General features: G+C 35.3%; 25 protein-coding genes, 2 tRNA genes and 1 rRNA gene. 17 read left to right on the forward strand and 11 right to left on the reverse strand.

The annotated features are described in order from the left end of the window. Nucleotides 1–14 precede the first annotated feature (14 nt). Both OZP11_RS18050 and OZP11_RS18055 read left to right on the forward strand, forming a co-directional pair. Complete coding sequence (locus OZP11_RS18050) at nt 15–1355, forward strand: O-antigen ligase family protein (protein WP_281231912.1); 1341 nt, start codon at nt 15–17, stop codon at nt 1353–1355. A gap of 65 nt (nt 1356–1420) precedes the next feature. Further along, nucleotides 1421–2815 (forward strand): sugar transferase, encoded by a 1395-nt coding sequence (locus tag OZP11_RS18055; RefSeq protein ID WP_281231913.1) that lies wholly within the window; start codon nt 1421–1423, stop codon nt 2813–2815. Here the strand turns inward: OZP11_RS18055 and OZP11_RS18060 are convergent, their stop codons facing one another. Then, complete coding sequence (locus tag OZP11_RS18060; RefSeq protein WP_281231914.1) at nt 2816–3955, reverse strand: lipoprotein N-acyltransferase Lnb domain-containing protein; 1140 nt, start codon at nt 3953–3955, stop codon at nt 2816–2818. A 37-nt stretch (nt 3956–3992) separates the two neighbouring features. Continuing rightward, entirely contained in the window at nt 3993–5060 is a 1068-nt protein-coding gene (locus OZP11_RS18065) for a putative type IX sorting system protein PorV2 (RefSeq protein ID WP_489886119.1), read from the reverse strand. A gap of 233 nt (nt 5061–5293) precedes the next feature. Here OZP11_RS18065 and OZP11_RS18070 point away from each other — a divergent pair, with 233 nt between their 5' ends. Beyond that, entirely contained in the window at nt 5294–6010 is a 717-nt protein-coding gene (locus OZP11_RS18070; protein WP_281231915.1) for a CDP-alcohol phosphatidyltransferase family protein, read from the forward strand. 9 nt (nt 6011–6019) lie between these two features. Further along, on the forward strand, nt 6020–6859 hold the full coding sequence (locus tag OZP11_RS18075; RefSeq protein ID WP_281231916.1) for a glycoside hydrolase family 25 protein: 840 nt from the start codon (nt 6020–6022) through the stop codon (nt 6857–6859). Between the two features lie 87 nt (nt 6860–6946). Here the strand turns inward: OZP11_RS18075 and lptB are convergent, their stop codons facing one another. From lptB to OZP11_RS18095, 4 genes are all read right to left on the reverse strand, one after another. Further along, complete coding sequence (lptB, locus tag OZP11_RS18080; RefSeq protein ID WP_012022391.1) at nt 6947–7687, reverse strand: LPS export ABC transporter ATP-binding protein; 741 nt, start codon at nt 7685–7687, stop codon at nt 6947–6949. A gap of 170 nt (nt 7688–7857) precedes the next feature. Then, nucleotides 7858–8205, reverse strand: coding sequence for a carboxymuconolactone decarboxylase family protein (locus OZP11_RS18085; RefSeq protein WP_281231917.1), 348 nt, complete (start codon nt 8203–8205; stop codon nt 7858–7860). Further along, nucleotides 8198–9013, reverse strand: coding sequence for a twin-arginine translocase subunit TatC (gene tatC, locus OZP11_RS18090; protein ID WP_281231918.1), 816 nt, complete (start codon nt 9011–9013; stop codon nt 8198–8200). The genes OZP11_RS18085 and tatC overlap by 8 nt, the downstream gene beginning before the upstream one ends. Beyond that, complete coding sequence (locus OZP11_RS18095) at nt 9013–9978, reverse strand: KpsF/GutQ family sugar-phosphate isomerase (protein WP_281231919.1); 966 nt, start codon at nt 9976–9978, stop codon at nt 9013–9015. Before OZP11_RS18095 ends, tatC begins: the two co-directional genes overlap by 1 nt. An 88-nt stretch (nt 9979–10066) precedes the next feature. Here OZP11_RS18095 and recQ point away from each other — a divergent pair, with 88 nt between their 5' ends. Genes recQ through OZP11_RS18110 form a run of 3 tightly spaced genes read left to right on the forward strand, consistent with a single transcriptional unit; the run spans nt 10067 to nt 13443 of the window. After that, a complete protein-coding gene (gene recQ / locus OZP11_RS18100; RefSeq protein WP_281231920.1) occupies nt 10067–12262 on the forward strand; it encodes a DNA helicase RecQ in 2196 nt (731 codons plus the stop codon). Nucleotides 12263–12268: 6 nt separating this feature from the next. Further along, nucleotides 12269–13024 (forward strand): hypothetical protein, encoded by a 756-nt coding sequence (locus OZP11_RS18105; protein WP_281231921.1) that lies wholly within the window; start codon nt 12269–12271, stop codon nt 13022–13024. A 2-nt stretch (nt 13025–13026) separates the two neighbouring features. Beyond that, entirely contained in the window at nt 13027–13443 is a 417-nt protein-coding gene (locus OZP11_RS18110) for a hypothetical protein (protein ID WP_281231922.1), read from the forward strand. 82 nt (nt 13444–13525) lie between these two features. Here OZP11_RS18110 and OZP11_RS18115 read toward each other — a convergent pair whose 3' ends face one another. Further along, on the reverse strand, nt 13526–13765 hold the full coding sequence (locus tag OZP11_RS18115; protein ID WP_281231923.1) for a hypothetical protein: 240 nt from the start codon (nt 13763–13765) through the stop codon (nt 13526–13528). A 302-nt stretch (nt 13766–14067) separates the two neighbouring features. Between OZP11_RS18115 and OZP11_RS18120 the strand changes: the two genes are divergently transcribed. Then, nucleotides 14068–15627 (forward strand): NAD(P)/FAD-dependent oxidoreductase, encoded by a 1560-nt coding sequence (locus tag OZP11_RS18120; RefSeq protein ID WP_281231924.1) that lies wholly within the window; start codon nt 14068–14070, stop codon nt 15625–15627. Nucleotides 15628–15706: 79 nt separating this feature from the next. After that, nucleotides 15707–16795, forward strand: a complete 1089-nt coding sequence (locus OZP11_RS18125) for a DUF6630 family protein (protein WP_281231925.1) — start codon at nt 15707–15709, stop codon at nt 16793–16795. Between the two features lie 170 nt (nt 16796–16965). Here the strand turns inward: OZP11_RS18125 and OZP11_RS18130 are convergent, their stop codons facing one another. The 4 genes from OZP11_RS18130 to msrB all read right to left on the reverse strand — a co-directional run bounded on the left by OZP11_RS18130 (nt 16966) and on the right by msrB (nt 20851). Beyond that, nucleotides 16966–17925 carry a quinone oxidoreductase family protein gene (locus tag OZP11_RS18130; RefSeq protein ID WP_281231926.1) on the reverse strand — a complete coding sequence of 320 codons (960 nt, stop codon included), beginning with the start codon at nt 17923–17925 and terminating at the stop codon, nt 16966–16968. A 154-nt stretch (nt 17926–18079) separates the two neighbouring features. Continuing rightward, nucleotides 18080–19483, reverse strand: coding sequence for an aminopeptidase P N-terminal domain-containing protein (locus OZP11_RS18135; RefSeq protein ID WP_281231927.1), 1404 nt, complete (start codon nt 19481–19483; stop codon nt 18080–18082). A gap of 194 nt (nt 19484–19677) precedes the next feature. Next, the gene (gene msrA / locus OZP11_RS18140) at nt 19678–20289 is read right to left on the reverse strand and encodes a peptide-methionine (S)-S-oxide reductase MsrA (RefSeq protein ID WP_281231928.1); all 612 of its coding nucleotides are present in this window, start codon (nt 20287–20289) and stop codon (nt 19678–19680) included. 7 nt (nt 20290–20296) lie between these two features. Further along, nucleotides 20297–20851 carry a peptide-methionine (R)-S-oxide reductase MsrB gene (gene msrB, locus OZP11_RS18145; protein ID WP_281231929.1) on the reverse strand — a complete coding sequence of 185 codons (555 nt, stop codon included), beginning with the start codon at nt 20849–20851 and terminating at the stop codon, nt 20297–20299. Between the two features lie 297 nt (nt 20852–21148). On the opposite strand from msrB, the gene idi reads away from it, so the two are divergent. The 8 genes from idi to OZP11_RS18185 all read left to right on the forward strand — a co-directional run bounded on the left by idi (nt 21149) and on the right by OZP11_RS18185 (nt 26927). Beyond that, entirely contained in the window at nt 21149–21676 is a 528-nt protein-coding gene (gene idi / locus OZP11_RS18150) for an isopentenyl-diphosphate Delta-isomerase (protein WP_281231930.1), read from the forward strand. A gap of 19 nt (nt 21677–21695) precedes the next feature. Then, nucleotides 21696–22106 (forward strand): 6-pyruvoyl trahydropterin synthase family protein, encoded by a 411-nt coding sequence (locus tag OZP11_RS18155; RefSeq protein ID WP_281231931.1) that lies wholly within the window; start codon nt 21696–21698, stop codon nt 22104–22106. A gap of 4 nt (nt 22107–22110) precedes the next feature. Beyond that, a complete protein-coding gene (locus tag OZP11_RS18160; protein ID WP_281231932.1) occupies nt 22111–22569 on the forward strand; it encodes a peroxiredoxin in 459 nt (152 codons plus the stop codon). 52 nt (nt 22570–22621) lie between these two features. Beyond that, nucleotides 22622–23593 carry a type I phosphomannose isomerase catalytic subunit gene (locus OZP11_RS18165; RefSeq protein ID WP_281231933.1) on the forward strand — a complete coding sequence of 324 codons (972 nt, stop codon included), beginning with the start codon at nt 22622–22624 and terminating at the stop codon, nt 23591–23593. A gap of 57 nt (nt 23594–23650) precedes the next feature. Further along, nucleotides 23651–23917: a hypothetical protein gene (locus tag OZP11_RS18170; RefSeq protein WP_012022371.1), complete on the forward strand. Its 267-nt coding sequence runs from the start codon at nt 23651–23653 to the stop codon at nt 23915–23917. A 76-nt stretch (nt 23918–23993) separates the two neighbouring features. Then, nucleotides 23994–24067 (forward strand) — tRNA-Thr (locus OZP11_RS18175). Between the two features lie 114 nt (nt 24068–24181). Next, a tRNA-Thr gene (locus OZP11_RS18180) sits at nt 24182–24255 on the forward strand. Nucleotides 24256–25413: 1158 nt separating this feature from the next. After that, nucleotides 25414–26927, forward strand: a 16S ribosomal RNA gene (locus OZP11_RS18185). The last annotated feature ends 12 nt before the right edge of the window (nt 26928–26939 follow it).

Below are 26939 nucleotides of genomic sequence, written 5' to 3' on the forward strand. Positions count from 1 at the left end.
GTTTTAAAGATTTAATGAAAAATACTAAACTACCTTATATTTCACTACTTTTAATTCACGCAGTAATTGCGCTTGTGGTTTTTGTATTGCCTTTTCTGTCAAAAATATATGCGTTATTAATTCCTGTAATTGGTTTTTTTATAGTTTATAGAGCAAAAAACAAAAACAATGAAGCTCTTTATGTTGCCGCTTATCTTGTTGGAGTTGAGGTTTTTTTGCGAATGACAGGCGGAAACTTCAATAACGAATATGTAAAAGGCACAGTTATCTTTTTTATGCTTTTGGGGATGATTTATAGTAATTTTTCTTCAAATGCACTTATTTATGCAATTTTTTTATTGTTGTTAATTCCTGGTATTCTTGTGGCAGTAAATGTTGCAGCATTTGATACAGATATTAAGAAAGCATTAGTTTTTAATTTATCAGGCCCCTTGTGTTTATGCATTTGTGCTATATATGTGTTTAACAGAGGGATTTCTTTTCTTGATCTTCAAAATATTGTCATTACGATGGGATTTCCTATTTTGTCAACTACAATCTATTTATTTCTATATAATCCAAGTGTAAGAGATGTTGTGACAGGGACCCAATCAAATTTCGAGACTTCAGGAGGATTTGGACCCAATCAGGTATCGACAATTTTGGGATTGGGAATGTTTATTTTCTTTTCACAGCTGGTTCTTTTTTCAAAATCAAGGAAAGAAATAATCGTTAATGGAATATTATTAGTATTTATTAGTTATCGGGCGATCGCAACTTTTTCAAGAGGAGGGGTAATTTGTGGCATTTTAATGATTATTTCATTACTTTTTATAATGTATTACTTTTCAAATGCAAAAGGGAAAGGTAAAATTATATTGGTTGTTTTTCTGGTAGGCTTATTTGGAGCAGGAATTTGGTTCTATACTTCATTACAGACATATGGACTTATTGAGAAAAGATATGCAAACCAGGATGCAAGAGGACGAGAAAAAAAAGACCGCCTGGGCGGAAGAGAAGCAGTTATCGACACAGATTTAAAATTATTCTTGGATAATCCAATTTTAGGTGTAGGTGCAGGGATAGGAAAGGAAACAAGAAAGGAATCATTAGGACATGCTGTTGCTGCTCATAATGAAATTTCACGTTTACTTAGTGAACATGGATTGTTTGGAATATTTAGTTTTTTAATATTAATTACTGTGCCATTTATCTTGTATATAAACAATAGACAGCACCTATATTTCCTGCCTTTTTTTATATTTTGGCTCCTAACTATAAACCACGCAGCGATGCGAATAGCGGCCCCTGCATTTGTCTACGCCTTATGTCTTTTATCTGTTCAGGTTAAAATTCCCGAAAAAACAAAAGCATAATATTTTATCTTATGTTTTTTATAATACATTTGCGCCAATTTAAGTCCCTTTAAATCTATAAATATATGCGTTCAAATAACAAAATGCATTTCGAAATCTCAGAAAGAAAAATCTTGCTTTTCAGCATAGATAGTATTTTTGTTTTACTAGGATTGTATTTTTTGAATACACTTTTTGATTATCAGTATTTTGCTTTTGACAATAATACAATTTACAGACCATTTATATTTGTGGGGTACTTGTATATTTTCGGGACTATTTTCGAAATGTACAATCTGCAGGTTGCCAGTAATCAGTTTCAAATACTCCGTAGTGTTGTTCTTGCTGTTTCGACAACTGTTTTGGTGTATCTGCTTACACCGGTTTTATCTCCCGAACTTCCAAAGCAGCGTTTAATCATTTTGATATTCTACTTCACAATTTTACTAATTGTATTATTGTGGCGCTTTTTTTACGCCTTATTTCTGGCGTCGCATCGTTTTTATCAGAATGTTATTTTGATATGCGATCAGGATCAGGTCGAGGAATTGGTCCTGGGACTTGAAAATGTTGACCCAAACTATAAAATAATAGGCTTTGTGAATTCTGATTCGGCTTCTGTTCAAAATACTGATTTTCATTACGTAAGAGAAATTAAGAAAAGTGAACTGGAATCATTTGTAGTACAAAATCATATTTCAGAAATAGTAATTGCATCTAGAAAAACAGATGGTATAACGGCCGATTTATATCAGCAATTGCTTCATTTACTGGAATCCGGAAATGTTATCCGCGAATATACACAGGTCTACGAAAATAAGACACATCGAATTCCGGTACACTATATAGAGAAAGACTTTTACCGTTTCTTCCCCTTCAGCCGAAGTAATAATAATAAACTGTATCTGTTTTTTATTCGGTTTTTAGAATTGGTGTTTTCTTTAAGCGGGCTTTTGATTTGTACTGTTTTTATTCCTTTTATTTTTATTGGTAATCTGCTTGGTAACAAAGGAGGTTTATTTTATACTCAGCAACGCGTAGGTAAAAACGGGAAGATTTTTAAAATTTATAAGTTTAGATCTATGATCGAAGCTTCTGAAACCCATGGAGCTGTTTTTGCAGTTTCAAATGATAAAAGGGTAACACCATTTGGTAAATTTATGCGTAAATCGAGAATAGATGAATTACCGCAGTTTGTGAATATTTTGAAGGGTGACATGGGGGTAATTGGCCCAAGACCTGAGCGCCCATTTTTTGTTGAGGAAATTGCCAAAATAATGCCTTTTTATGAAACCCGCCATGTAATAAAACCGGGCCTTACAGGATGGGCACAGGTTAATTATTCTTATGGTGAGTCAATTGACGAAAGCCTCATTAAACTTCAATATGATTTGTATTACATCAAGCACAGAAGCATATTTCTGGATTTGAGTATTACTTTTAAAACCATCACTACGGTCTTATTTTACCGAGGGCAGTAATTAAATGATAATTGGAATTCGTTTTTTGTTCCGAATTGCCACTCTTGCCAACGTAAAGCCGCTTGTAATTATCATTGGCAGCACGATTAAGAAATGGGCTTTGTTTAGTAGAAAAATGCTATAGATTATCAGAAAAATTAAATGTAAAACGGCAAATCGATACGTCCATTTTTTGTTTTTTAGTATCGAAAGAAAAAGTAAAACCAATAAAAGCGGACTAAATAAAAGCACATTATAATTCATTGCCAGTTCCTGATGAAAAGAATAAAATCCAACGCCGACAAAAAACACTCCCATTAAAGACAAAATCAAAAGATAAATCTTATCGATAACTTTGTTGTGCGCCACAACTACGAATCCTAAAATAAAAAGATACGTATAAACATTATTCCACCACGATATTGGTGTTTCTTTTTCGAAACTGAGTAATGTTTTGCTCTCTCCGGCTAAAAGGCGTCCTTGAAAAGTGGTTTCTTCTAAACTTTTTTTCAATTCAAACGGAAGAAAAATTCTGCTTCCCATCTGGTCAACTTTGGTTCCAAAAATAATACTTGTTCCTAATTGATCATAAAAGTGCCCTTTGAAATAAGAAAATAATATGGAACGATAAGTTTTGTCTGTATCTTCTCTTTTTACAATAACTTTTCCGTTTAAAGTAGAATTGATAACATCAACAACCATCGAAGTGCAGTTTTTATCAATGAATTTATAAGTATAATAACGTTCTTCGGATAATAAAACAGTGTTTAATTTATTAAAAAGTTTCTGTTTTAAATCTTGTGAAATAAGTAACTCCTGCTCAAAAACACTTCTCTTTTCGTACGTGTAATCATTTATAAAATCGGCGAAAGAATGAGCAATTACAAAATACTGTAAATCGCCTTTTGCAAATTTGGCAACAAAGTTTGGTGTTCTAAAATCAAAAGCACCGTAATTATAAACCACATCCAAATTACTTTCAGGATCCGCAACACGAATGGCGGTGTGTCCAAAATAAGAATAGGTTTCGTTTCCTAATCCGCAGGTTATGACACTTATTTTTGCATATTTGGATAAAGGCAGATTTTGACCAAAGCCAGAAAAGAAACTTAGTAATAATAGTAAACTAAAAAGTGTTTTTTGTAAAATGACTTTTTTCATAATTTAAAATTTTAAGAAGTTTGATACTTCGTAAAGATCATCTAAAAATGCCCAAATCTACTTTTAGCGAAAAAATATTCGAATACAAAGCGGCACTTTGATTTCCCAAATCGGTTAAGGCGTAATCAACCTGAATGCCTTTGTATTTGAAACCAAGACCAATATTGGGTTGAAAACTTAATTTTTCTGTGTTATCTAACTGCATTACATTCTGAAAATTTCCGGCGCCCGCTCTTAGAAAAACAAGATCAGTGTAACCAAATTCAAAACCAATTGCAGGATCAATACTCACAATTTTAGACGAAATAATATCATTAGTCTGTTCAAAACGCATATTTAAATTTCCCGCAGCTAAAAGACTGTAATCGTTGTGAAATTCAAATTTTCTTGAAATTCCTAATTGCGCTTTTGGTAAAGTTATTTCAGTACTTTCCGGTAATTCATTGTTTTCTCCCGGAATAGCATTGGCAATTTTTGCATATTCCTCCTCATCAATATTCCACACGTTATAAGTTGTTGTAATATCACGAAGCATTAATCCGAATTTCCAGTTGTTGTGATTAAACTGCAGACCGGCATCAAAACCAAATCCCCAAGAATTGGCAAACTTTCCAATAACCCTGCGGATAATTTTTGCATTGATTCCGTATTGAAATCCTTCGATGGGAAGTTTTCGAGCATACGAAAAAGTAAAACCATAATCGGCTGTCGAGAATAATCGGATTCTATTGTAATCAATATTACCCTGACTATCGATTAATTGTGTCGTATCCATAATGTCATCGACACCAAAACGAATCATCGAGATTCCCCAGGCACTTCGATCGTCAATCGGACTTGCGTAACCTATAAAATCGTATTGGGCAATATTGGCAAAATAACTGGCGTGCATCAGCGAAAGCTGATGATCTTCAAGATTAGTTAATCCGGCCGGATTCCAGTAGACAGAATTTACATCATTTGTAGAAGCCGTAACAGCGCTGGACATTCCTAATGCAGCGGCATCAACACCAATATTCATAAACTCATTCGAATATTTTCGAACGGTTTGTGCATACTGTGAAGTAAAAATCCAAAATAATGAAAACGCTAAAAGTTTCTTCAACTGATGTTTTTTTGCAGGCTTAGGCCTGTTTTTAATTTTTATCAAAAATATAATATTTTACTCATCTAATTTCTTCCTTTTGATAAATATTGCGAAAGAATCCTTTCGGTAAATAAGGTTTTTTAAACTGATGATGTTTTATTTAAACTTTAGTACTATTTTTTGTTGCCAATAGTAATATAAATGTTGTTTTTTATGCGAAATTTGTCATTCACAATTTATCAATTCAAAACATGAATATCAAAAAACACATTCCGAACCTCATTACATTAATCAATCTTTTTTGTGGCTGTGTAGCAATAGTTTTTATTTCTCAGACTAATTACGAAATGGCTTTTTATATGGTTTGCCTGGGAATCTTTTTTGATTTCTTTGATGGATTTTTTGCCAGATTATTCAAAGTTTCCAGTCCGCTTGGTTTACAGCTGGATTCATTGGCCGATATGGTTACCAGCGGTGTTGCCCCAGGATACGTAATGTACACTTTGTTTTTAAAAAGTGCCAATCCTCATGATGTAATAGCATCATCATATATACCTTTTTTAGGATTTATAATTGCATTAGGTTCTTGCTACAGATTAGCTAATTTTAATATCGATACACGTCAGACAGATTCATTTATTGGTCTGCCGACACCAGCAAATTCACTTTTTATTTTAAGCCTTCCTCTGGTTATAGAGTTTTCAGAATCACTTATGATTTTTGAAATACTAACCAATCACTGGGTTTTACTGGCTATAACTTTATGCAGTGCTTATATTCTAAATGCCGAAATTCCGTTGTTTTCTTTAAAAGTAAAGAAATTCAATTTTAAAGACAATGCCTTACAGATTGTTTTTCTTGTAATTTCCTTAATTTTAGTTTTACTGCTTCATTTTACTGCAGTGCCTTTAATTATTATTTTCTACGTATTGCTCTCAATCATCAATAATATCTTTTTGAAAAAGTAATTTATTCGAATGGCAAGAAGAACGACCAGAAAAACCAAACAGGGAAGATCTTTTTTGAGCAGAGCAATCCGTTTTGTTGTGTTTTCTTTGCTGATGGTGCTTTTTATTGGAGCAATTTATCATTATCGGGCCGGACTGGCGTATTATCTCGGATTTAAAACCAATAAAGTTTTAGATGAAGATGAGGTAGATAAACACCTTTCGGATGTGCGGAATATTCGCGTACTTGAAAATCACAAAGGCAAAGTGGTTGGAATTGATGTATCTGAATTTCAGGGAAAAATCGATTGGGAAGAAGTTGAAATCCTCGACGATAAATATCCCGTTCAATTTGTTTTTATCCGTGCTACAGCCGGAAATGACCGTGTTGACAGGCAGTTTAAACGTAATTGGGAAGGGGCAAAAGAAAACAAAATTATGCGCGGTGCCTATCATTATTATCGTCCAAACGAAAATTCGATAGAACAAGCCGATCTTTTCATCAAAACCGTAAAACTGCAAAAAGGAGATCTGCCTCCGGTTTTGGACATCGAAAAATTACCAAAAAACCAGCCCTTGGACAGTTTGAAGAAAGGATTAAAAAGGTGGCTGGCAAAAGTCGAAAAACACTATCAGGTTCGTCCGATAATTTATTCGGGAGAAAGATATTATTCTGATTTCTTAAAAGAAGAGTTTGGGGAATATTTATTCTGGATTGCCAATTATAATTTCTATAGAGAAAAAATTGAAGATGACTGGCTCTTTTGGCAGTTTACAGAAAAAGCATCGCTGCCCGGAATTAAACACCGAGTTGATGTAAATATCTATAATGGAGATATAGAACAGCTTCAGTTTATCACAGTAGAGTAAGATGTGAAAAAGTGAGATGTGGAAAGTCAAAATAAAAAATGGTAAAAAGTAATTTACATCTCACTTTTTACCATTTATATTTCACTTTTAAAATTCGAGTTTCTTCTTACGAAGCTCAAAGTTTTGTCCAAGATAAACACGGCGGACCATTTCATCTTCAACTAATTCTTCCGGAACTCCGGCTTTTAGGATTCCACCTTCGAACATTAAGTACGTTTTATCAGTAATTGCTAAAGTTTCTTGTACGTTGTGATCGGTGATCAAGATTCCGATGTTTTTATTTTTTAACTGCGCTACAATTCGCTGAATATCCTCAACCGCAACGGGGTCAACTCCCGCGAATGGCTCATCCAATAAAATAAATTTTGGATCGGTTGCCAATGCACGAGCAATTTCGGTACGGCGGCGTTCACCTCCGGAAAGTAAATCACCTCGGTTAGTGCGAATGTGCTCTAAGCTGAATTCTTCGATTAAACTTTCCATTTTGGCAATCTGAGCTTCTTTAGAAAGTTTTGTTAATTGCAATACGCTTAGAATATTATCTTCGATACTTAGTTTTCTAAAAACAGAAGCCTCCTGTGCCAGATAGCCAATTCCCTGCTGAGCACGTTTGTACATCGGATAATCGGTAATATTTAAATCATCGAGGTAAATATTTCCCTGATTTGGTTTTACCAATCCCACAATCATGTAAAAAGAAGTTGTTTTTCCGGCTCCATTTGGACCCAAAAGGCCCACGATTTCTCCTTGATTTACTTCAACAGAAATCCCTTTTACAACACTACGTCCTTTATAAGTTTTGATTAAATTATCGGCTCTTAGCTTCATTTGTTCAATTAGATTTGATAATGTGCCAATTAGGCAATTTGATAATGAGATAATTTAAAAAATTAAATAATTATCTATAACGGCAAAATAAAATAAAATAAACTAATCAATTAAGAGAATTAACATATCGTATGAAAATTATCTAATTGACTAATTGTCAAATTTTCTAATTACTTAGACTCTTCAAGAGCTTCCCAGAATTCGTAAGCTCTTCTTAAATGCGGGATTACTATAGTTCCCCCAACAAGAGTTGCGATTCCCATAGCCTCCATCATTTCTTCTTTAGTGATGCCTTCTTTATAACTTGTTTCCAAATGGTACTTTACGCAGTCGTCGCAACGCAAAACTGCCGAAGCCACTAAACCTAAAAGTTCTTTTGTTTTTACATCAAGAGCTCCCGGTGCATACGCATTGGTGTCAAGGTTAAAAATTCGCTTTACAATTTTGTTATTGTCAGCAAGCAGTTTTTCGTTCATTTTAGAACGATAGTCATTAAATTCTTGAACTAAATCAGACATTTTCTTTCATTTTATTTTTATAAACAACCTTCGAAATCCATATACTGAGTTCGTAGATAATTAACATTGGGATAGCCACGATAGTCTGGCTTACTACATCTGGAGGTGTTACAATTGCGGCAACAATCAGGATGATTACTACAGCATATTTCCAGTATTTTCTTAAAAATTCAGGGGTTACTAGTCCTAATTTGGTTAAGAAATAAATGATAATTGGTAATTCGAAAAACAAACCGCTCGCCAGAATACTTGTTTTTACCATTCCCATGTATGAATCAAGGGTGAATTGGTTTTTCACCACATCACTGATAGAGAAAGTGGCAACGAAGTTAACCGACATTGGAATTACAACATAATACCCAAAAATTACTCCTAAAAAGAAAAGCAAAGAAGAAGTGAAAATGAAGATTTTTGCATTTTTTCTTTCTTTTTCATAAAGGGCCGGACGAATGAATTTCCAGACTTCCCATAAAATATAAGGAAAACTTAAAATGAAACCAGCCAAAAGACACATCCATACAAAAATGTTAACCTGACCTTCCATCTCAGTATTCTGAATAATAAAATTCAGTTCTGTAATACAAATACTTTCGGCAAATCCTAACTGATGTGATAAGTCACAAAACCAGACATAAGTGAAAAATGTAGGCCGGATAGGTCCTAAAATAATTTGATCAAATAAAAAGTCACTAAAAAAATAAGTGACAAAAGCCATTATACATATTGCAAATGTGCTTCTAACTAATAACCATCTCAGTTCTTCAAGATGGTCCAAAAATGACATCTCGCCAAGGTTTTTCTTTGCCATTATACGATTCCTTCTTTTAAAATGTCATGTAAATGTAAAACTCCTTTATATTCTCCTTCATCAGCAACAATAAGCTGTGTTATAGAGAAATCTTCTAATATATTCAGGGCATCCACCGCCATAGTTTCTGAAGAAACTACTTTTGGGTTTTTAGACATAATATCCCTTGCAGTTAAGTCCGCAATAGTATCTACGTCGTTTAGCATTCTTCGGATGTCTCCATCTGTAATAATCCCGATAATTTTATTGTCTTCGATTACTGCTGTTACACCCAATCTTTTTTCAGAAATTTCAAAAATTGCTTTTTTGATAGAAGTTTCCGGTGTTACCATTGGTTTTAACGAATGCTCGATCATATCCTTTACACGAAGCAATAATTTTTTTCCTAAAGCGCCTCCCGGATGATACACCGCAAAATCCTCAGGTTTAAAATCACGCATTTCCATTAAGCAAACTGCAAGCGCATCTCCCATAACAAGCTGGGCTGTGGTGCTGTTTGTTGGTGCTAAATTTATAGGACAGGCTTCTGTATCAACTGTTGTATTTAAAACATAATCAGAACCTTTTGCTAAAGATGAAGTCACGTTGCCGGTTATCGCAATTAAGGTGTTTCCAAAGCGTTTTAATAACGGAACCAGAACTTTAATTTCAGGACTGTTTCCACTTTTGGATATACAGATAATAATATCCTCGTTTTGAATCATTCCCAAATCACCATGAATGGCTTCTGAAGCATGAAGGAACATAGACGGCGTTCCTGTAGAGTTAAAAGTCGCTACCATTTTTTGAGCGATAATCGCACTTTTTCCTATTCCGGTAACGATCAGTCGGCCTTTAGTTTCATAAATTCGTTGGACAGCTTCGAAGAAATTTTCATCCAGAAAATCAATCAGCTTTGTAATTGCTTCACTTTCAGAAAGTATTGTTTTTTTGGCGATTGCCAGTATATTTTCTTTTGTAATCAAAACAGAATATTTAAAATTTGTATGTATAAAAGAAAGTTGTATCTTTATGTGTTGCAAATTTATACAAAAATATCCATTAAAATAAAGAATGAATTCAAACGAAATTGAAATACACAAGGAATTAAAGAAGTATTTCGGCTTTAGCCAATTTAAAGGCTTGCAAGAGCAAGTCATTACGAGTATTTTAGATAAAAAGAATACTTTCGTAATTATGCCTACGGGTGGTGGTAAGTCTCTTTGTTATCAATTGCCCGCTTTAATTCAGGACGGAACAGCAATTGTTGTTTCTCCTCTGATTGCTTTGATGAAAAATCAGGTCGATGCAATTCGAAGCCTTTCTTCAGAAAACGGAATTGCACATGTGTTGAATTCCTCTCTTACAAAAACAGAAATTGCACAAGTAAAAAAAGACATTAGTTCAGGATTAACTAAACTTTTATATGTCGCTCCCGAATCGTTAACCAAAGAAGAGTATGTGGCGTTTTTGCAAAGCGTGCCTATTTCTTTTGTTGCGATCGACGAAGCGCACTGTATCTCAGAATGGGGTCATGATTTTAGGCCAGAGTACAGAAATCTTAGAAGTATCATTAAACAATTAGGTAAAGTACCTATTATAGGTCTTACTGCAACGGCAACTCCAAAAGTTCAGGAAGATATTCTTAAAAACCTGGACATGTCTGATGCCAATACTTTTAAAGCATCATTTAACAGACCTAATTTATATTACGAAGTACGTACCAAAACGAAAAGTATAGAATCTGATATTATTCGTTTTATAAAACAACATAAAGGTAAGTCGGGAATTATTTATTGCCTGAGCCGTAAAAAAGTAGAATCTATTGCCGAAGTTCTTCAGGTAAACGGAATAAGTGCGGTTCCTTATCATGCAGGTTTAGATGCTAAAACGAGAGCAAAACATCAGGATATGTTTTTGATGGAAGATGTAGATGTTGTAGTGGCAACAATCGCATTTGGAATGGGAATTGACAAGCCAGACGTTCGTTTTGTAATTCACCACGATATTCCAAAATCACTCGAAAGTTATTATCAGGAAACAGGACGCGCCGGGCGTGATGGCGGCGAAGGACACTGCTTAGCGTATTACTCCTATAAAGATGTAGAAAAGCTGGAGAAATTTATGTCCGGAAAACCAGTTGCGGAACAAGAAATTGGTTTTGCGCTTTTACAGGAAGTTGTGGCTTACGCCGAAACCTCAATGTCACGCAGAAAGTTTCTTCTTCATTATTTCGGAGAAGAATTTGATAGCGAAACAGGCGAAGGTGCAGACATGGACGATAACGTTCGTAATCCAAAAAACAAAATCGAAGCCAAAGATCAGGTGGTTAAACTGCTTGAAATTGTCCGCGATACCAAACATATCTACAAGTCAAAAGAAATTGTATTCACTTTAATAGGTCGTATAAATGCGGTTATTAAAGCACATAAAACCGATACGCAGTCTTATTTTGGCTCAGGTTCAGACCACGACGAAAAATACTGGATGGCTTTACTTAGACAAGTTCTGGTGACCGGATATTTATCTAAAGACATCGAGACGTACGGAGTCATAAAAATTACACAGGAAGGTTTGGACTTTATTAAAAAACCGGTTTCCTTTATGATGTCAGAAGATCATGAATACACAGAAGCCGATGACGAAACTGTTGTAGCAGGTTCCAAAGCTTCCGGCACTGCCGATGAAGTTTTAACCGGAATGCTTCGTGAACTTCGTAAAAAAGTAGCCAAAAAACTGGGAGTTCCGCCATTTGTGGTTTTTCAGGATCCTTCTCTTGAAGACATGGCGTTGAAATATCCTATCACTTTACAGGAATTATACAACATTCATGGAGTGGGTGAAGGAAAAGCTAAAAAGTACGGAAGCGAATTCGTGGCCCTAATCAGCCGTTATGTTGAAGACAACGATATTATCCGCCCAGACGATTTAGTTGTAAAATCTACCGGAGTAAATTCTGCCAATAAATTATATATCATTCAGAATATCGACAGAAAGTTGCCGTTAAGTGATATTGCTTCTGCAAAAGGATTAACAATGGACGCTTTAATTAAGGAGATGGAACAAATCGTTTATTCCGGAACCAAATTAAATATCAAATACTGGCTTGATGATATTTTAGATGATGACCAGCAGGAAGAAATTCACGATTATTTCATGGAATCAGAATCAGACAAAATCGAAGATGCTCTTAAAGAATTTGACGGAGATTATGATATTGATGAGCTTCGTTTAATGCGTATTAAGTTCATTAGTGAAGTGGCTAACTAAGATTCTATGAAATGTTATAAGCTGTTTTTTGTTTTCTTTTTATTGTTTACAGTAAATAAATCTTTTGCAACTGCTCAAGTTCCTGATTATTTGATTGTTGATAGGGATACTTTAATGATTCAATCCAATCCATTGGATGATTATTTTAAAGACCATCCATTCCCAGAAAAATTAAGAACTAATATTTCCAGTGCTAATTGGAGAGGTTATATCGCATATTTTAAATTTTTGAATGGGAAATTAGTTGTTGAAAATATTTATAAAGAGGAATATAATGATGAGAATGGTAAAAGAGATTATTCTTTAGTGTCGATTTATAAAGATATTTTTGGAGAAAATCAAAATTTTGACTGTAGTTTTTATTCGGGGTTACTAATCTGTCCTTCAGGTAAAATGCTCCAATATGTTCATATGGGATATAGCTCTCTTTATGAGAATTATAAGTTGATTGAAGTTGAAAAAGGAATGAAAATGAAGTCCAAGGAAATGACCGGTGAAGAATTTCAAAATTTCAAAATAAATTATTTCAAATATTTTAAAACAACAGAAGAATATAAGCAGAAGGCAAAAGAGTTTAAGGAGATGATGACAGATGTCGAAAATGATCCAGCCTTGAATTTGGATAATAATACCAAAAAGAAGAGAGAAAATAAAGCATTAAAGAAAAAAGAAGCTGAATTTAAAGCAGATAAACAGGTAGACTCTTTTATGTTCATGTTTTTATCTGATTATATAAAAACCATCGAAATTCCTGTAGATTGATTATGAAGAGTAAATATCTTAAAGTATTTGGACTTTTGTTATTGACCATTGTTATTGTTAGTTTTTCTGTCACAAAGAAGCAGCAAGATTCTAAGTTGATAGGTATCTGGAAAGGATTTGAAAAAGATTCTCAGATTGAAGGTGTTGAAAAACATTGGATACAACAAAGATTTAAAGATGGAACTTATGTGATAATGTTTACTGCTAAAGAAAATTGCGAAGTGGAAACTTTTACCGAAAACGGAAAGTGGTGGACAGAAAACGGAAAGTTTTTTGAAGTATCGAATAGTTCACAAGGAACAGATGAATATATTTATGATGTTAAAAGTGAAGAAGAAGTTGAGTTTAAAAGTCTTAAACTTAATGGAAAAAACGACAATACTTATACTTTCAGTGATTACAGAATAGATTTAAAATAATACAAATCTTGAATTTTTTAGTAATAAAGTAAAATCCAAATCCCAAGTTTACTGATTGGGATTTGGATTTTTTATTGGTGTTTTATTCAGTATAAATCTCTCCTCTATGCGGTTTCAAAGCATCTCTTACAAGAATCATATTCTCATCGGTTACAACCATGAATGCTATGGCATGCATATCGTTTACGATTTTAAATCCTGTAATATTTAAAGGTAATTTTTCAATTGCGATATATTCCTTCAAATGAATTTCGTGATGCTCGGCAGTTTTGGCTGCAGCTGGCCCGCGGAAATCCCAAATTAGTTTTATTTTTCTAGACATTTTTTTAAAGTTGCAAAGGTTCAGAGCAACAAAGGTACAAAGTCTTTTTTTAAGGTTCTAAGGTTGTGAGATGCTGAGGTTCTAAGATTTTTTACGTAGAGACGCACTGCAGTGCGTCTACGCAACGTATATCCTAGAATATGTTAGACGTACTGCTGTTCGTCTCTATGATAATGCTTTATGTTGAAAATCTGCTGTAATCTGCGTGCAAATTTTATAGTAAAGATAAAATATCATTTCAAAATACTACTTTTGCTGCTTCTTTTCATAGAAAGAAAAGCTAATAGAATAAATAAGATAAAATGCCAAAAGAACTTTTATTTCAGGTATCACCGGAAATTGCTTCAAACGAATTACTGCTTAAAGACTATTTATCCAAACAGATTAAAGTTTCTTCGCAGGAAATCCAGCACGTTTCCATTTTAAAACGATCAATTGATGCGCGTCAAAAAGCGATTAAGATCAATTTAAAAGTACTTATTTATTTAAAGGGCGAATCTTTTCAGGAAATCAAACCAGAACTTCCGAACTACCAAGACGTTTCGAAAGCGCAGGAAGTTATTGTTGTGGGCGCTGGTCCGGCAGGACTTTTTGCCGCCTTGCAGTTAATTGAATTAGGTTTGAAACCAATTGTGCTTGAACGTGGAAAAGATGTTCGTGGACGCCGACGTGATCTTAAAGCCATCAATCGTGAACATATCGTAAACGAAGATTCTAATTATTGTTTTGGAGAAGGCGGAGCCGGAACCTATTCAGACGGTAAATTATACACTCGTTCTAAAAAACGCGGAGATGTAACCCGAATTCTGGAACTTTTAGTTGCTTTTGGAGCTTCCGAAGATATTTTGGTGGAAGCACATCCGCATATCGGAACCAATAAACTGCCAAAAATTATAGAAGATATTCGAAATAAAATCAGAGAATTTGGAGGTCAGGTTTTATTTGAAACCCGTGTCAGCGATATTTTGGTAAAGAATAATGAAGTTGAAGGAATCGTAACGCAGAACGGAGATAAAATCCACGCCAATAAATTGATCCTGGCAACAGGACACTCAGCACGTGATATTTTTGAATTATTAGATAAAAAGAAAATCTTAATAGAAGCAAAACCTTTTGCTTTAGGAGTTCGTGCAGAACATTCTCAGGAATTAATCGACAGCATTCAATACAGCTGTGATTATCGTGGTGAACATTTACCGCCGGCACCATATTCTATTGTAAAACAAGTTAACGGACGCGGAATGTATTCATTCTGTATGTGTCCGGGTGGTGTTATAGCACCCTGTGCAACAAGTCCTGGCGAAGTGGTTACAAATGGATGGTCGCCGTCTAAACGAGATCAGTCTACAGCAAATTCAGGAATCGTAGTCGAATTAAAATTAGAAGATTTTAAACCTTTTGCAAAATTTGGCGCTTTGGCCGGAATGGAATTTCAAAAAAGCATCGAACAAAAAGCCTGGCATTTAGCAGGGGAAACGCAAAAAGTTCCTGCACAGCGAATGATCGATTTTACCAAAAGCAAAGTTTCAGCAGATATTCCAAAAACCTCTTATGTTCCCGGAACAACTTCGGTCGAATTGGGACAGGTTTTCCCGGGATTCTTAACACAGATTATGCGTCAGGGATTTCAGGATTTTGGAAAATCAATGCGAGGTTATTTAACCAACGAAGCTATTTTGCATGCACCGGAAAGCCGAACTTCATCGCCGGTTAGAATTCCAAGAGATCCTATGACTTTAGAGCATTTGCAGATCAAAGGATTATATCCTTGTGGAGAAGGAGCAGGTTATGCCGGAGGAATTATTTCTGCAGCAATCGACGGTGAAAAATGTGCTTTGATGATTGCCGAATCTTTAAAATAGTTTTTTGTAGTAAAAAGCTTTGTTTATGTTTGCATTCTTTTGGTTCATATGCTGAAAGATGAATTTTAATAATTGACTAATGGTGAGCTTCTTTTCAAATTTATTTGGACGTAACAACGATCCAAAATCGATAATTTCTTTTGATATTATTGAACCTATTTATTCTTATTTGTATCATCAGCAGGGAAGTCTTGAATTTAAAGTAAAAGGAATTCAGGATCATGTCTGGGTTAATTTATTTTACTTTCCCGGTTCATTTGATCATGATGAAGCAAAAGGAGAAATTAAAAAAGCGGGTTTTAATAATTCGTATGAAGTTTTAAATGAGCTTTATAAAAAGGCTGATATTGGAACTCTTACTCCTGAAATGATTGAAGAAGGATTAGAGTATGATTACATTCATATCCAGTTTTACTCGGAACCAACAAAAGAAGCGAAACAGTACTTTAAGCGTACAATGAATAATTTTGTGATTTTATTCTGCTGTTCTAACAGTCTCGAAATAAACGATTTCAAAATATTGTATTCAGGCACTCATTTTACAGATTATACCAAAGGATTATTAGATACAGAGTTATTGGATTTTAATAATCCGAAAAATGAAACCCAGGAAATAGGGGTTCGGGATTTTAAAATTGTTCTGCAGGGAATCTGTCAGTATTTAAATATTGAAATTCCAAAGACAGTTGAACTTCCTTCAAATGAAAATTTAGTAGAATTTGAAGAAGTAACCGAAAATATTTTTCAGGAATTTATCAGGCTAGTTTCAAGAGGAAATATCGAAGAAAAAGAACTTCAAAAGGAATCTAAAAAACTATTCAAAAACTTCAAGAAACCTGAAGAAGATTATTATGATGTAGTCGAAAGTCATTTTGAATTTTTTGAAAGTATCGATGCCCGGAACAGCGACTGGAAATTTGATCCCGAAGATGCAGAATATTTTATTTCTGAAATGATGGGCGAAGACTGGAGTTTTGATTATCCGGATGAAACATATAGTCATGATTTGTTCCCATATATCCAGTCAGCTTTAGAAAAGATCAACCTGGAATTAATGAGTTACAATACAAATGGCGATAATTATTTATTTTTCTTAGCCAATAAAAATGATGTAAGCAGGATTTTAGAATTATCAGAATTAACTAAAGTAGAGATTGACCGATTGTAAGTTTGAGCCATAGTTTGTCATTTCGAGGAACGAGAAATCTTCGTAAGAAACTCCACTTCTAGATTCATCAATCTTTGTAGAGCTGCTTGTGAAGATTTCTCGTTCCTCGAAATGACAAGATTACGGTGAAACCGAGACTGAAAACTGATAACAGACACGCTCAGATATTTTTACGGAATCAAAATAATTTTCCCGGTGCTTTTTCTGCTTTCTAAGAAATCATGCGCCAGTTTTCCTTCTGATAATTTAAAAGATGTTGGTTCAGAAAGTTTAATTTTTCCATCAGCAATCCAACTGAACAATTGAGTGGCTCTTTTAATTCTTTCTTCTTTAGAAATTAAATAGCTCCATAAATCGCCTCCCGTCAAAGTTTTAGAACCGTCCATAAGCATTCTTGGATCTACAGGTTCAGGATCACCACCCGCCATTCCAAAGAAAACCACCTGACCGCATTCTTTCGTAACTTCAAAACTATCTTTCAAAGTGCTTCCAATACTGTCATATACGACATCAACACCTTTCGGATTCACTTTGAAAATTTTGGCTTTCCAGTTTTCATTGTAAAGAAAAACATCGTCTGCGCCTTGTTCAAAAGCAATTTTTGCTTTTTCAGGAGATGAGGTTAAACCAATAACTCTCGCACCAAACAGTTTACTAATTTGAGTCAAAAGCTGACCAACCCCGCCTGCAACGGCATGAATTAATACTGTTTCACCTTCTTTGGTCTTATGACTGTCGGTTGTTAAATAATGTGCTGTTAAACCCTGTAGTAAAACTGAAGCGGCAGTTTCAAAGGAGACTGCTTCCGGCAGAGGGAGCACATGATTGATGTTAACTGCCACCAATTCTGCATTTGCAAAAGGAGCATCGGCGAAAGCCACACGATCACCAATTTTATATTCCGGATGATTGTTGGCATTAACTACAATTCCTGCGCCTTCATAACCGGCAATAAAAGGAGGATTTCCTTTTAGGTGATAATTTCCTTTTCTTCGGTAAACATCGGCAAAATTTAACCCGATGGCTTTCATTTCGACTAAAATTTCATCGCTTTTTAACTGTGGATTTGGAATATCTATATATTCTAAAACATCTGAATCTCCAAAAGTAGAAAAGGTAAGTGCTTTCATTTTTAATTAATTTAAGAATGTAAAGTTCGGAAAAAATGAAAAGCCTCTATTAAAAAATTAACAGAGGCTTTTGAAAGTACTTTTTACAGCTGCAGATTAAAGATTTAGGTTTATTTTAAAATCCTTTAGTAATCCGTAGCAGAAAAAATGAAAACTATATTTTAGGGAATTTCATATCGTTAAAAGTGCTTTTTTGTTTGGCCAAAGCTTCAATTTCCTGCCATTTTCTAGGAGAATCTATCGATAGATTTTCATAAGAATCTTTTTTAATCAAAATATCATCTTCGATACGAACCCCAATATTCCACCATTTTTTGTCACATTTGCTATTTGCCGGGATATAAATTCCAGGTTCAACCGTAATAATCATATTTTCTTTTAGAGGCCCCATATAATTTCCTTTGTCGTGAACATCTAAACCAAGAAAATGCGAACAGCTGTGCGGATAATATGTTCGCACATCTCGGACATCTGTAATGATTCCTAGTTTTATCAAACCCGCAGCAATAACTTCTCTTGCTTTGTTGTTCACATCCTGAAACGGAGTTCCTTCCTTGCAGATTTTAAAAACTTCTTCCTGCGCATCATAAACCAATTGATAAATTGCTTTTTGTTCCTCCGTGAATTTTCCGTTTGCAGGAATAGTTCGCGTAACATCTGCAGAATAACCGTGATATTCAGAACCAACATCCATTAATAATAATTGGTTATCAATTTTTGTGGCATTGTTTTCTCCATAATGCAAAATACATCCGTTTGCTCCCGCGCCAACAATTGGCGGATAGCCTTCTCCCTCTGCGCCGTAATGTCTGTGAACATATGCGTGAATTCCGTCAGCCTCGTTTTCACTCATATCCGGACCAATTGCTTTCATAACTTCGTTGTGTGCGATACAGGAAAGTTTAACCGTTTTACGCATCATAACAAGCTCTTCGGGAGTTTTTATTTCGCGAAGAGAACTTGTAATATTAGTAAAGAGATTTAGAGAAGTTTCATTTTCTTTTATAATTCCCGCTTTATTTTTAAAAGTCTGCAATAACGAATACAAATTATCAGAACTATTGTTGATTTCAAGGTCAGTCGGAATTTTATCGTAAATTAAAGTATCAAATTTTTTAAAATCAACGACAAAATCTTTAAAGTCCTTTCCGTTATAAACCGTTTTAAAACCAAGTTTCGATTTTGCACCCTCAATTCCCAATCGCCTTCCTGTCCACATCTCACGATTAGCATTTCGCTCTCTCACAAAAAGGACTTCAGTATATTTTTCTGCTCCCTGCGGATCTTTAAAAAGCAGTAAAACAGCATCTGGTTCTTTATAACCAGTTAAATAATACATATCCGGATTTGCGTGATAGTTGTAATTAATATCTTTTGAGAAAACCCTTTCAGGATAAGAAAAAACAACTGCAGCAGAATTAGCCGGCATTAAATTTCGAAAAGCCTCACGGCGTTCCTGGTGAAATTCCTTCGAAAGATAATCAGTTGGAAGATTTTCCTGAGAATGAATCTGAGAAAACGTAAATAAGAAAGCGAACAATACAAAGAATTGTTTCATTTTTTTAGTTTTTTATTAATGGTTATTGGTTTTTTGACACCGCAAAGTACGAAAAATATAAATTGAATCTGATAAAGAGATCTGTCGTGAATTACACAAATTGTGCTGATTTGTTGAATAAAGAAAAGCTTCGTGCAGATTTGTAGAATTTGCAGCAAAAAAAACGCCCACAGGAATGTGGACGTTAATTCGAATTATTTCTTCTTTTTGAGTTTGTCTTTAAAAACTTTTTCAAACTTTTCCAGTTTGGGCTGGATTACCATTTTGCAATACGGCTGATTTTTATTGTTGGCATAATAATTTTGATGGTAATCTTCGGCTTTGTAGAACTTTGAAAACGGCTCGACTTTTGTCACAATAGGACTGTTGTAAACTTTTGCTTTGTTTAGTTCTGTTATAATGTTTTGAGCTGCTTTTTTCTGTTCTTCATTATTATAAAAAATTACAGAACGGTACTGTGTTCCAACATCTGCACCCTGACGATTTAATGTTGTAGGGTCATGAACGGTAAAAAAGACTTTGAAGATTTCATTAATATTAGTTACGTTTTTGTCATAGGTAATCTGAACAACTTCGGCATGACCGGTTGTACCGGTGCAGACTTCTTCATAACTCGGATTTACAGTTTTTCCACCCGAAAAACCCGAGACCACAGATTTTACTCCGTCAAGATTTTCGTAAACCGCTTCAACACACCAATAACAACCACCGCCAAGAGTGATCGTTTCCAGATTTGAAGCTTTCTTATTTTGTGAAAATCCGCTTAACGATAAAGCAAAAAGGCAGATTAAAAATATATTTTTCATTTGTGGATTATTTAGTGTCGGGAATAAAATCGAGAGCGATCGAGTTCATACAGTAACGTTTTCCGGTTGGTTCAGGACCATCATCAAAAATATGTCCTAAATGTCCTCCGCAACGACCGCAGAGGGTTTCGATTCTTTCCATTCCAAGAGAATTATCTTCTTTAAAAACAATGCTTTTTTTGTTTTCCTGTTCAAAGAAACTCGGCCAGCCGCAACTGCTTGAAAATTTGGCAGTCGATCTAAATAATTTATTTCCGCACGAAGCACAATAATAAGTTCCTTTTTCGTCAGTGTTCCAATATTTACCCGTAAAAGGTCTTTCGGTATCGGCTTCACGCATTACAGCATAAACATCTGCGGGTAAAACCTTTTTCCATTCGGCATTGCTTACATTTAATTTTGTTGTATCGGTATTAGAATAATAGGGATTTCCGGGTTTAGCGATTTTATTTTCCATAACCGTTGTTTTAGCAGGTTGTTTTTTCGTGTTTTGTCCACATGCCTGAAAAATAAAAAGAGGCAGCATAAAGCAAAGACTAAAAATTAGGTTTTTTGTTTTCATAAACTTTTGGGTGCATTAATCTGATTTTCAAAGATACGATGACATTTTTCTCCAAAACAGCATCAAAATTACAATTCAGATATATTTAAGTATGTTTTAACTTTTTATTATTTACGTAAAATAAGCTTTTGCAGATTTTCTGTCTTATTTTTAAAGGATTTTTATTTCGGGAAGAATGTTCATTTTGTTGAAAATCAAAATATTGCAAGAAAAGTAAACAAGTTAAACTTTTCACAATGTTTTACAGGATTTTATAGCCATTTCTTTTTTCGTATTTTTGTTAATTCAATACGCCCTATGACAGAAGAAAACGTAATATTAGTTAACGAAAACGACGAACAGATTGGCTTGATGCCAAAATTGGAAGCGCACGAGAAAGCACTTTTGCACCGCGCCTTTTCGGTTTTTATTTTAAATGATAAAAATGAGATAATGCTGCAGCAGCGTGCACATCATAAATATCATTCACCTTTGCTGTGGACAAATACTTGTTGCAGCCACCAGCGGGAAGGGGAAACCAATATTGAAGCAGGAACCCGAAGACTGTTTGAGGAAATGGGCTTTAAAGCCGAATTGAAAGAACTTTTTCATTTTATATACAAAGCACCTTTCGATAACGGATTAACTGAGCATGAACTTGATCATGTTATGATTGGATATTACAATGATCAGCCTGCAATAAATCCCGATGAGGTAGAAGCCTGGAAATGGATGAGTATCGAAGATGTAAAAGCTGATATTGAAAAACAGCCTGAAATATATACTGTATGGTTTAAGATAATTTTTGATGAATTTGATCATTATCTGGAAGACCATAAATTATAACAAATCAACCAAAACCTAAATGAGAGTAACCATATCAAGAAAAGCACATTTTAATGCTGCACATCGATTATACAGGAAGGATTGGACGCCCGAAAAAAACAATGCTGTTTTTGGAAAATGCAACAACCCTAATTTCCATGGTCATAATTATGGTTTAACTGTCAGCGTTACAGGACAAATTGACCCGGAAACTGGTTTTGTATTAGATGTCAAAGTATTGGCGGATATTATACTCGATGAAGTAGAAATTCCGTTTGATCATAAAAACCTGAATCTGGATGTTCCGGAATTTAAGGATTTGAATCCAACAGCCGAAAATATTGCCGTTGTGATATGGAATAAAATTAGAAGAAGAATTCAGCCTGACTTCGATCTTGAAGTTGTACTGAATGAAACAGACCGCAATTTTGTAACTTATAAAGGAGAATAATAGAATGTCATTAAAAATAGGAGATATCGTTCCGAATTTTACTGCAAAAGATAATCACGGAGAAGTTTTTGAAAGCAAAAGTTTTTTAGGCAGAAAACCACTGGTGATTTATTTTTACCCAAAAGATAATACACCGGGCTGCACTACTGAAGCCTGCAGTTTTAGAGATCAGTATGAAGACTTTAAAGATTTAGGAGCAGAAGTAATTGGTATTAGTGCCGACAGCGTAAAATCGCATCATAAATTTGCAAACAAACACAAACTGCCTTTCATCTTACTTTCAGATGAAGATAAAAGATTGAGACATCTTTTTGGTGTCAGAAACAATCTTTTTGGACTTCTTCCGGGGAGAGTAACATATATTATTGACAGAAACGGAGTAGTTATTTATATTTTTGACAGTATGAATGCTGCCAGACATATTCCGAAAGCGCTGGAAATAATAAAAGAATTAGTGTTGTAAAGTATAACATCATGTTTAATTAATTATAGATATTAGCCGAAAACTTAAAATTATGAAACCAGAAAACCTGTATCCGCTTCAATTTGAGCCAATTCTTAAAGAAAGAATCTGGGGTGGAGAAAAATTAAAAACATTATTAAACAAACCAATTACTTCAAATATTACCGGTGAAAGCTGGGAATTATCTACAGTAGAAGGAGATGTCAGCGTTGTTGCCGACGGAGATTTAAAAGGCAAATCATTAATGGAGCTTATTAATGAAGTGCCAAATGAAATATTAGGGACAAGAGTTTACGAGCGTTTCGGAAAACAATTTCCGTTGCTTTTTAAATATTTAGATGCACGTGAAGATCTTTCAATTCAGGTTCATCCAAACGATAAATTAGCAAAAGAACGTCATAATTCTTTTGGTAAAACAGAAATGTGGTATGTAATGCAGGCTGATAAAGATGCCAGAATTATTGTTGGATTTAAAGAAGATTCAAGCAAAGAAGAATACCTGAAACATTTAAATGATAACACGTTAGTTTCAATTCTTGATGATGTAAAAGCAAAAGCAGGCGATGTTTTCTTTTTAGAAACCGGAACAGTTCATGCCATTGGGGCAGGTTTAGTAGTAGCCGAAATTCAGCAGACATCAGATATTACATATCGTTTGTATGATTTTGACCGTGTAGATGCACAAGGAAACAAAAGAGAACTTCATGTCGATCTGGCACTTGATGCTATTAACTATAATAAAGTAGAGACTCAGAAGAAATACGATTCAAAAAACAATACATCTAATGTTGTGGTTGATTGTCCTTACTTTACCACCAATTTTATTCCGTTAGAAAATAAAGTAGAAGTTTCTAAATCAGGTGAAACGTTTACAGTATATATGTGTATCGAAGGAACTTTTGAAATCGAATATAATGGATTCATAAAAACATATATACAAGGAGACACAGTGTTAGTTCCTGCAGCAATAAATTCATTTGTTTTGAGTGGAAAAGCTTCTATTTTAGAAATTTACATTTCTTAACACATATTCTAAAGATAATATGTACTTTTGCAGACGCAAATTAAAATTATAATAAAAATGGCAAACGTTAAAAATTTAAAGAAAGACATCAATTTCGTATTAGGAGATATTATTGAGGCAGTTTACTTGTTTGAGATGTCTACAACAGGAAATCCAACTCCGGAAACGAATGCTTTAATCGATGAAGCTATCGCTGCATTTGATACTTTGATTACAAAAGTTAACGCAAAGAACGTTGAAAATAAAAAAGCACACTTTAAACAAATCAATGTTGAATTAGAACAAACTGCTAATCAATTGATTGAAAAAATCAACGCACTTTAAGCAAAAAAAAGTGTAAAAAAGTGCAAATTTATTTTGGCAAAACAAAAAACCGCTTTATATTTGCACCCGTAATGACGCCGATGTAGCTCAGCTGGCTAGAGCAGCTGATTTGTAATCAGCAGGTCGTGGGTTCGAGTCCCTCTATCGGCTCAAAAAAAACGGAAACCATCACGGAAATGTGGTGGTTTTTTTAATTATAGAGAGAGGTGTTAAAATATTTTTGGAATATTAAAAAACAATTTTATCTTTGCACTCGTAAAATAGGCCGATGTAGCTCAGCTGGCTAGAGCAGCTGATTTGTAATCAGCAGGTCGTGGGTTCGAGTCCCTCTATCGGCTCTAAAAAAGAAAACCATCACAGAAATGTGGTGGTTTTTTTATTTGTGTAAAAATGAGTTTTTGTTTCTTAGGAGTTTTGTTCTTAATCTGACGTTAGATTTGTGGTTGTTGGTTCTTTTTTTCTGTGAGGTGTTATGTGTGGTTGTTTGTTGTAATGTGAAAGGGGTAATCTGTATTGTGTTCGATTTTTTTGGATGTCGATTTTTTGAAAATGTATATATTAAGTATAATTTGCTCTTACGCTATGTTAGGGATGATTTTAGTTCTGAACCCGGCAGGTTTTTAAAACCTGCCGTTTTTTGTTTTTTTATACATATATATAATAAGTGTAAATTCTCCGGCTGATAGGAGTTGAAGCTTTTTTTTGGAATTTCAGATTTAATAAGGGGCTTTATCCCGCTATACGCTTCAATCTTTAAGCTCCGAACGCCGGCTGGAAAAGGATTTTGGCTTCTATCGGATCTGTGAAATGAGTTTTGATAATAGTTATTTTGAAAAAGACGGGATTTAAAAAGATAAAGAATCACCTTAAAAGAGATCAAAAGAATAAGAACTCCTCAAAATCGAGGGTCTGAAACCATTCCAAAATAATAAAAAAGGTAACAAAAGAGGAAAAATCCTGCATAATATGCAAAATAATTAAAATGTAAAAATGCTGTTATCAGTTAGTTAAGAAAAAGAGAGAAAAAAGATTAAAAAAACTCTTGAAAAAAGCTTGTTTAAGCGGAAAAAGGTTCTACTTTTGCACCCGCAACAGCGAAAAACGCTCTTCGAAATACTGACAAGGATTTGAATTAAGAGAGGAAGAAAATTTCTTGAAAAAAAAGATTCAAAAAAGCTTGTGAGATTTGAAAATGCTTTTTACATTTGCACCCCGCAAAACACGGAAAGTTCCTTGAGAGATTGATAAGAGAGATTAGAAAACGAGACGAAAAAAAAGTTTCAAAATTTTTTAAATTTTTCTTGCCAGAAACAAAAAGAATTTTTAGTTTTGCACCCGCTTTGAGAAACAAGCGATAAAGATTAAAAGAATACGTTCGTAGACATATTGAATTGACAGCTGTCCCGATTACTCGGGACATAAAAAATAAGAGTAATAGAATTGAGAGATTCGAGAAGAACCGATAGAATCTGCATCGCATAATAATATAAAAATATACGATGAAGAGTTTGATCCTGGCTCAGGATGAACGCTAGCGGCAGGCTTAACACATGCAAGTCGAGGGGTATGCTTCTTCGGAAGCAGAGACCGGCGCACGGGTGCGTAACGCGTATGCAATCTGCCTTTCACAGAGGGATAGCCCAGAGAAATTTGGATTAATACCTCATAGTATTACGACCCGGCATCGGGATGTAATTAAAGTCACAACGGTGAAAGATGAGCATGCGTCCCATTAGCTAGTTGGTAAGGTAACGGCTTACCAAGGCTACGATGGGTAGGGGTCCTGAGAGGGAGATCCCCCACACTGGTACTGAGACACGGACCAGACTCCTACGGGAGGCAGCAGTGAGGAATATTGGTCAATGGACGCAAGTCTGAACCAGCCATGCCGCGTGCAGGATGACGGTCCTATGGATTGTAAACTGCTTTTGTACGAGAAGAAACACTGATTCGTGAATCAGCTTGACGGTATCGTAAGAATAAGGATCGGCTAACTCCGTGCCAGCAGCCGCGGTAATACGGAGGATCCAAGCGTTATCCGGAATCATTGGGTTTAAAGGGTCCGTAGGCGGTCTTGTAAGTCAGTGGTGAAAGCCCATCGCTCAACGGTGGAACGGCCATTGATACTGCTGGACTTGAATTATTAGGAAGTAACTAGAATATGTAGTGTAGCGGTGAAATGCTTAGATATTACATGGAATACCAATTGCGAAGGCAGGTTACTACTAATTTATTGACGCTGATGGACGAAAGCGTGGGGAGCGAACAGGATTAGATACCCTGGTAGTCCACGCTGTAAACGATGGATACTAGCTGTTGGGCGCAAGTTCAGTGGCTAAGCGAAAGTGATAAGTATCCCACCTGGGGAGTACGAACGCAAGTTTGAAACTCAAAGGAATTGACGGGGGCCCGCACAAGCGGTGGAGCATGTGGTTTAATTCGATGATACGCGAGGAACCTTACCAAGGCTTAAATGCAGACTGACCGATTTGGAAACAGATCTTTCGCAAGACAGTTTACAAGGTGCTGCATGGTTGTCGTCAGCTCGTGCCGTGAGGTGTCAGGTTAAGTCCTATAACGAGCGCAACCCCTGTTGTTAGTTGCCAGCGAGTAATGTCGGGAACTCTAACAAGACTGCCAGTGCAAACTGTGAGGAAGGTGGGGATGACGTCAAATCATCACGGCCCTTACGCCTTGGGCTACACACGTGCTACAATGGCCGGTACAGAGAGCAGCCACCTCGCGAGAGGGAGCGAATCTATAAAGCCGGTCACAGTTCGGATCGGAGTCTGCAACTCGACTCCGTGAAGCTGGAATCGCTAGTAATCGGATATCAGCCATGATCCGGTGAATACGTTCCCGGGCCTTGTACACACCGCCCGTCAAGCCATGGAAGCTGGGGGTGCCTGAAGTCGGTGACCGCAAGGAGCTGCCTAGGGTAAAACTGGTAACTAGGGCTAAGTCGTAACAAGGTAGCCGTACCGGAAGGTGCGGCTGGAACACCTCCTTTCTAGAGCCTTAG

It is taken from the genome of Flavobacterium gelatinilyticum (assembly GCF_027111295.1).
GTDB lineage: Bacteria > Bacteroidota > Bacteroidia > Flavobacteriales > Flavobacteriaceae > Flavobacterium > Flavobacterium gelatinilyticum.

Coding starts and splice junctions, on each gene's coding strand:
- OZP11_RS18050 (WP_281231912.1), top strand. CDS start 15: ATGAAAAATACTAAACTACCTTATATTTCACTACTTTTAATTCACGCA.
- OZP11_RS18055 (WP_281231913.1), top strand. CDS start 1,421: ATGCGTTCAAATAACAAAATGCATTTCGAAATCTCAGAAAGAAAAATC.
- OZP11_RS18060 (WP_281231914.1), bottom strand. CDS start 3,955: ATGAAAAAAGTCATTTTACAAAAAACACTTTTTAGTTTACTATTATTA.
- OZP11_RS18070 (WP_281231915.1), top strand. CDS start 5,294: ATGAATATCAAAAAACACATTCCGAACCTCATTACATTAATCAATCTT.
- OZP11_RS18075 (WP_281231916.1), top strand. CDS start 6,020: ATGGCAAGAAGAACGACCAGAAAAACCAAACAGGGAAGATCTTTTTTG.
- lptB (WP_012022391.1), bottom strand. CDS start 7,687: ATGAAGCTAAGAGCCGATAATTTAATCAAAACTTATAAAGGACGTAGT.
- OZP11_RS18085 (WP_281231917.1), bottom strand. CDS start 8,205: ATGTCTGATTTAGTTCAAGAATTTAATGACTATCGTTCTAAAATGAAC.
- tatC (WP_281231918.1), bottom strand. CDS start 9,013: ATGGCAAAGAAAAACCTTGGCGAGATGTCATTTTTGGACCATCTTGAA.
- recQ (WP_281231920.1), top strand. CDS start 10,067: ATGAATTCAAACGAAATTGAAATACACAAGGAATTAAAGAAGTATTTC.
- OZP11_RS18105 (WP_281231921.1), top strand. CDS start 12,269: ATGAAATGTTATAAGCTGTTTTTTGTTTTCTTTTTATTGTTTACAGTA.
- OZP11_RS18110 (WP_281231922.1), top strand. CDS start 13,027: ATGAAGAGTAAATATCTTAAAGTATTTGGACTTTTGTTATTGACCATT.
- OZP11_RS18115 (WP_281231923.1), bottom strand. CDS start 13,765: ATGTCTAGAAAAATAAAACTAATTTGGGATTTCCGCGGGCCAGCTGCA.
- OZP11_RS18120 (WP_281231924.1), top strand. CDS start 14,068: ATGCCAAAAGAACTTTTATTTCAGGTATCACCGGAAATTGCTTCAAAC.
- OZP11_RS18125 (WP_281231925.1), top strand. CDS start 15,707: ATGGTGAGCTTCTTTTCAAATTTATTTGGACGTAACAACGATCCAAAA.
- OZP11_RS18130 (WP_281231926.1), bottom strand. CDS start 17,925: ATGAAAGCACTTACCTTTTCTACTTTTGGAGATTCAGATGTTTTAGAA.
- OZP11_RS18135 (WP_281231927.1), bottom strand. CDS start 19,483: ATGAAACAATTCTTTGTATTGTTCGCTTTCTTATTTACGTTTTCTCAG.
- msrA (WP_281231928.1), bottom strand. CDS start 20,289: ATGAAAAATATATTTTTAATCTGCCTTTTTGCTTTATCGTTAAGCGGA.
- msrB (WP_281231929.1), bottom strand. CDS start 20,851: ATGAAAACAAAAAACCTAATTTTTAGTCTTTGCTTTATGCTGCCTCTT.
- idi (WP_281231930.1), top strand. CDS start 21,149: ATGACAGAAGAAAACGTAATATTAGTTAACGAAAACGACGAACAGATT.
- OZP11_RS18155 (WP_281231931.1), top strand. CDS start 21,696: ATGAGAGTAACCATATCAAGAAAAGCACATTTTAATGCTGCACATCGA.
- OZP11_RS18160 (WP_281231932.1), top strand. CDS start 22,111: ATGTCATTAAAAATAGGAGATATCGTTCCGAATTTTACTGCAAAAGAT.
- OZP11_RS18165 (WP_281231933.1), top strand. CDS start 22,622: ATGAAACCAGAAAACCTGTATCCGCTTCAATTTGAGCCAATTCTTAAA.
- OZP11_RS18170 (WP_012022371.1), top strand. CDS start 23,651: ATGGCAAACGTTAAAAATTTAAAGAAAGACATCAATTTCGTATTAGGA.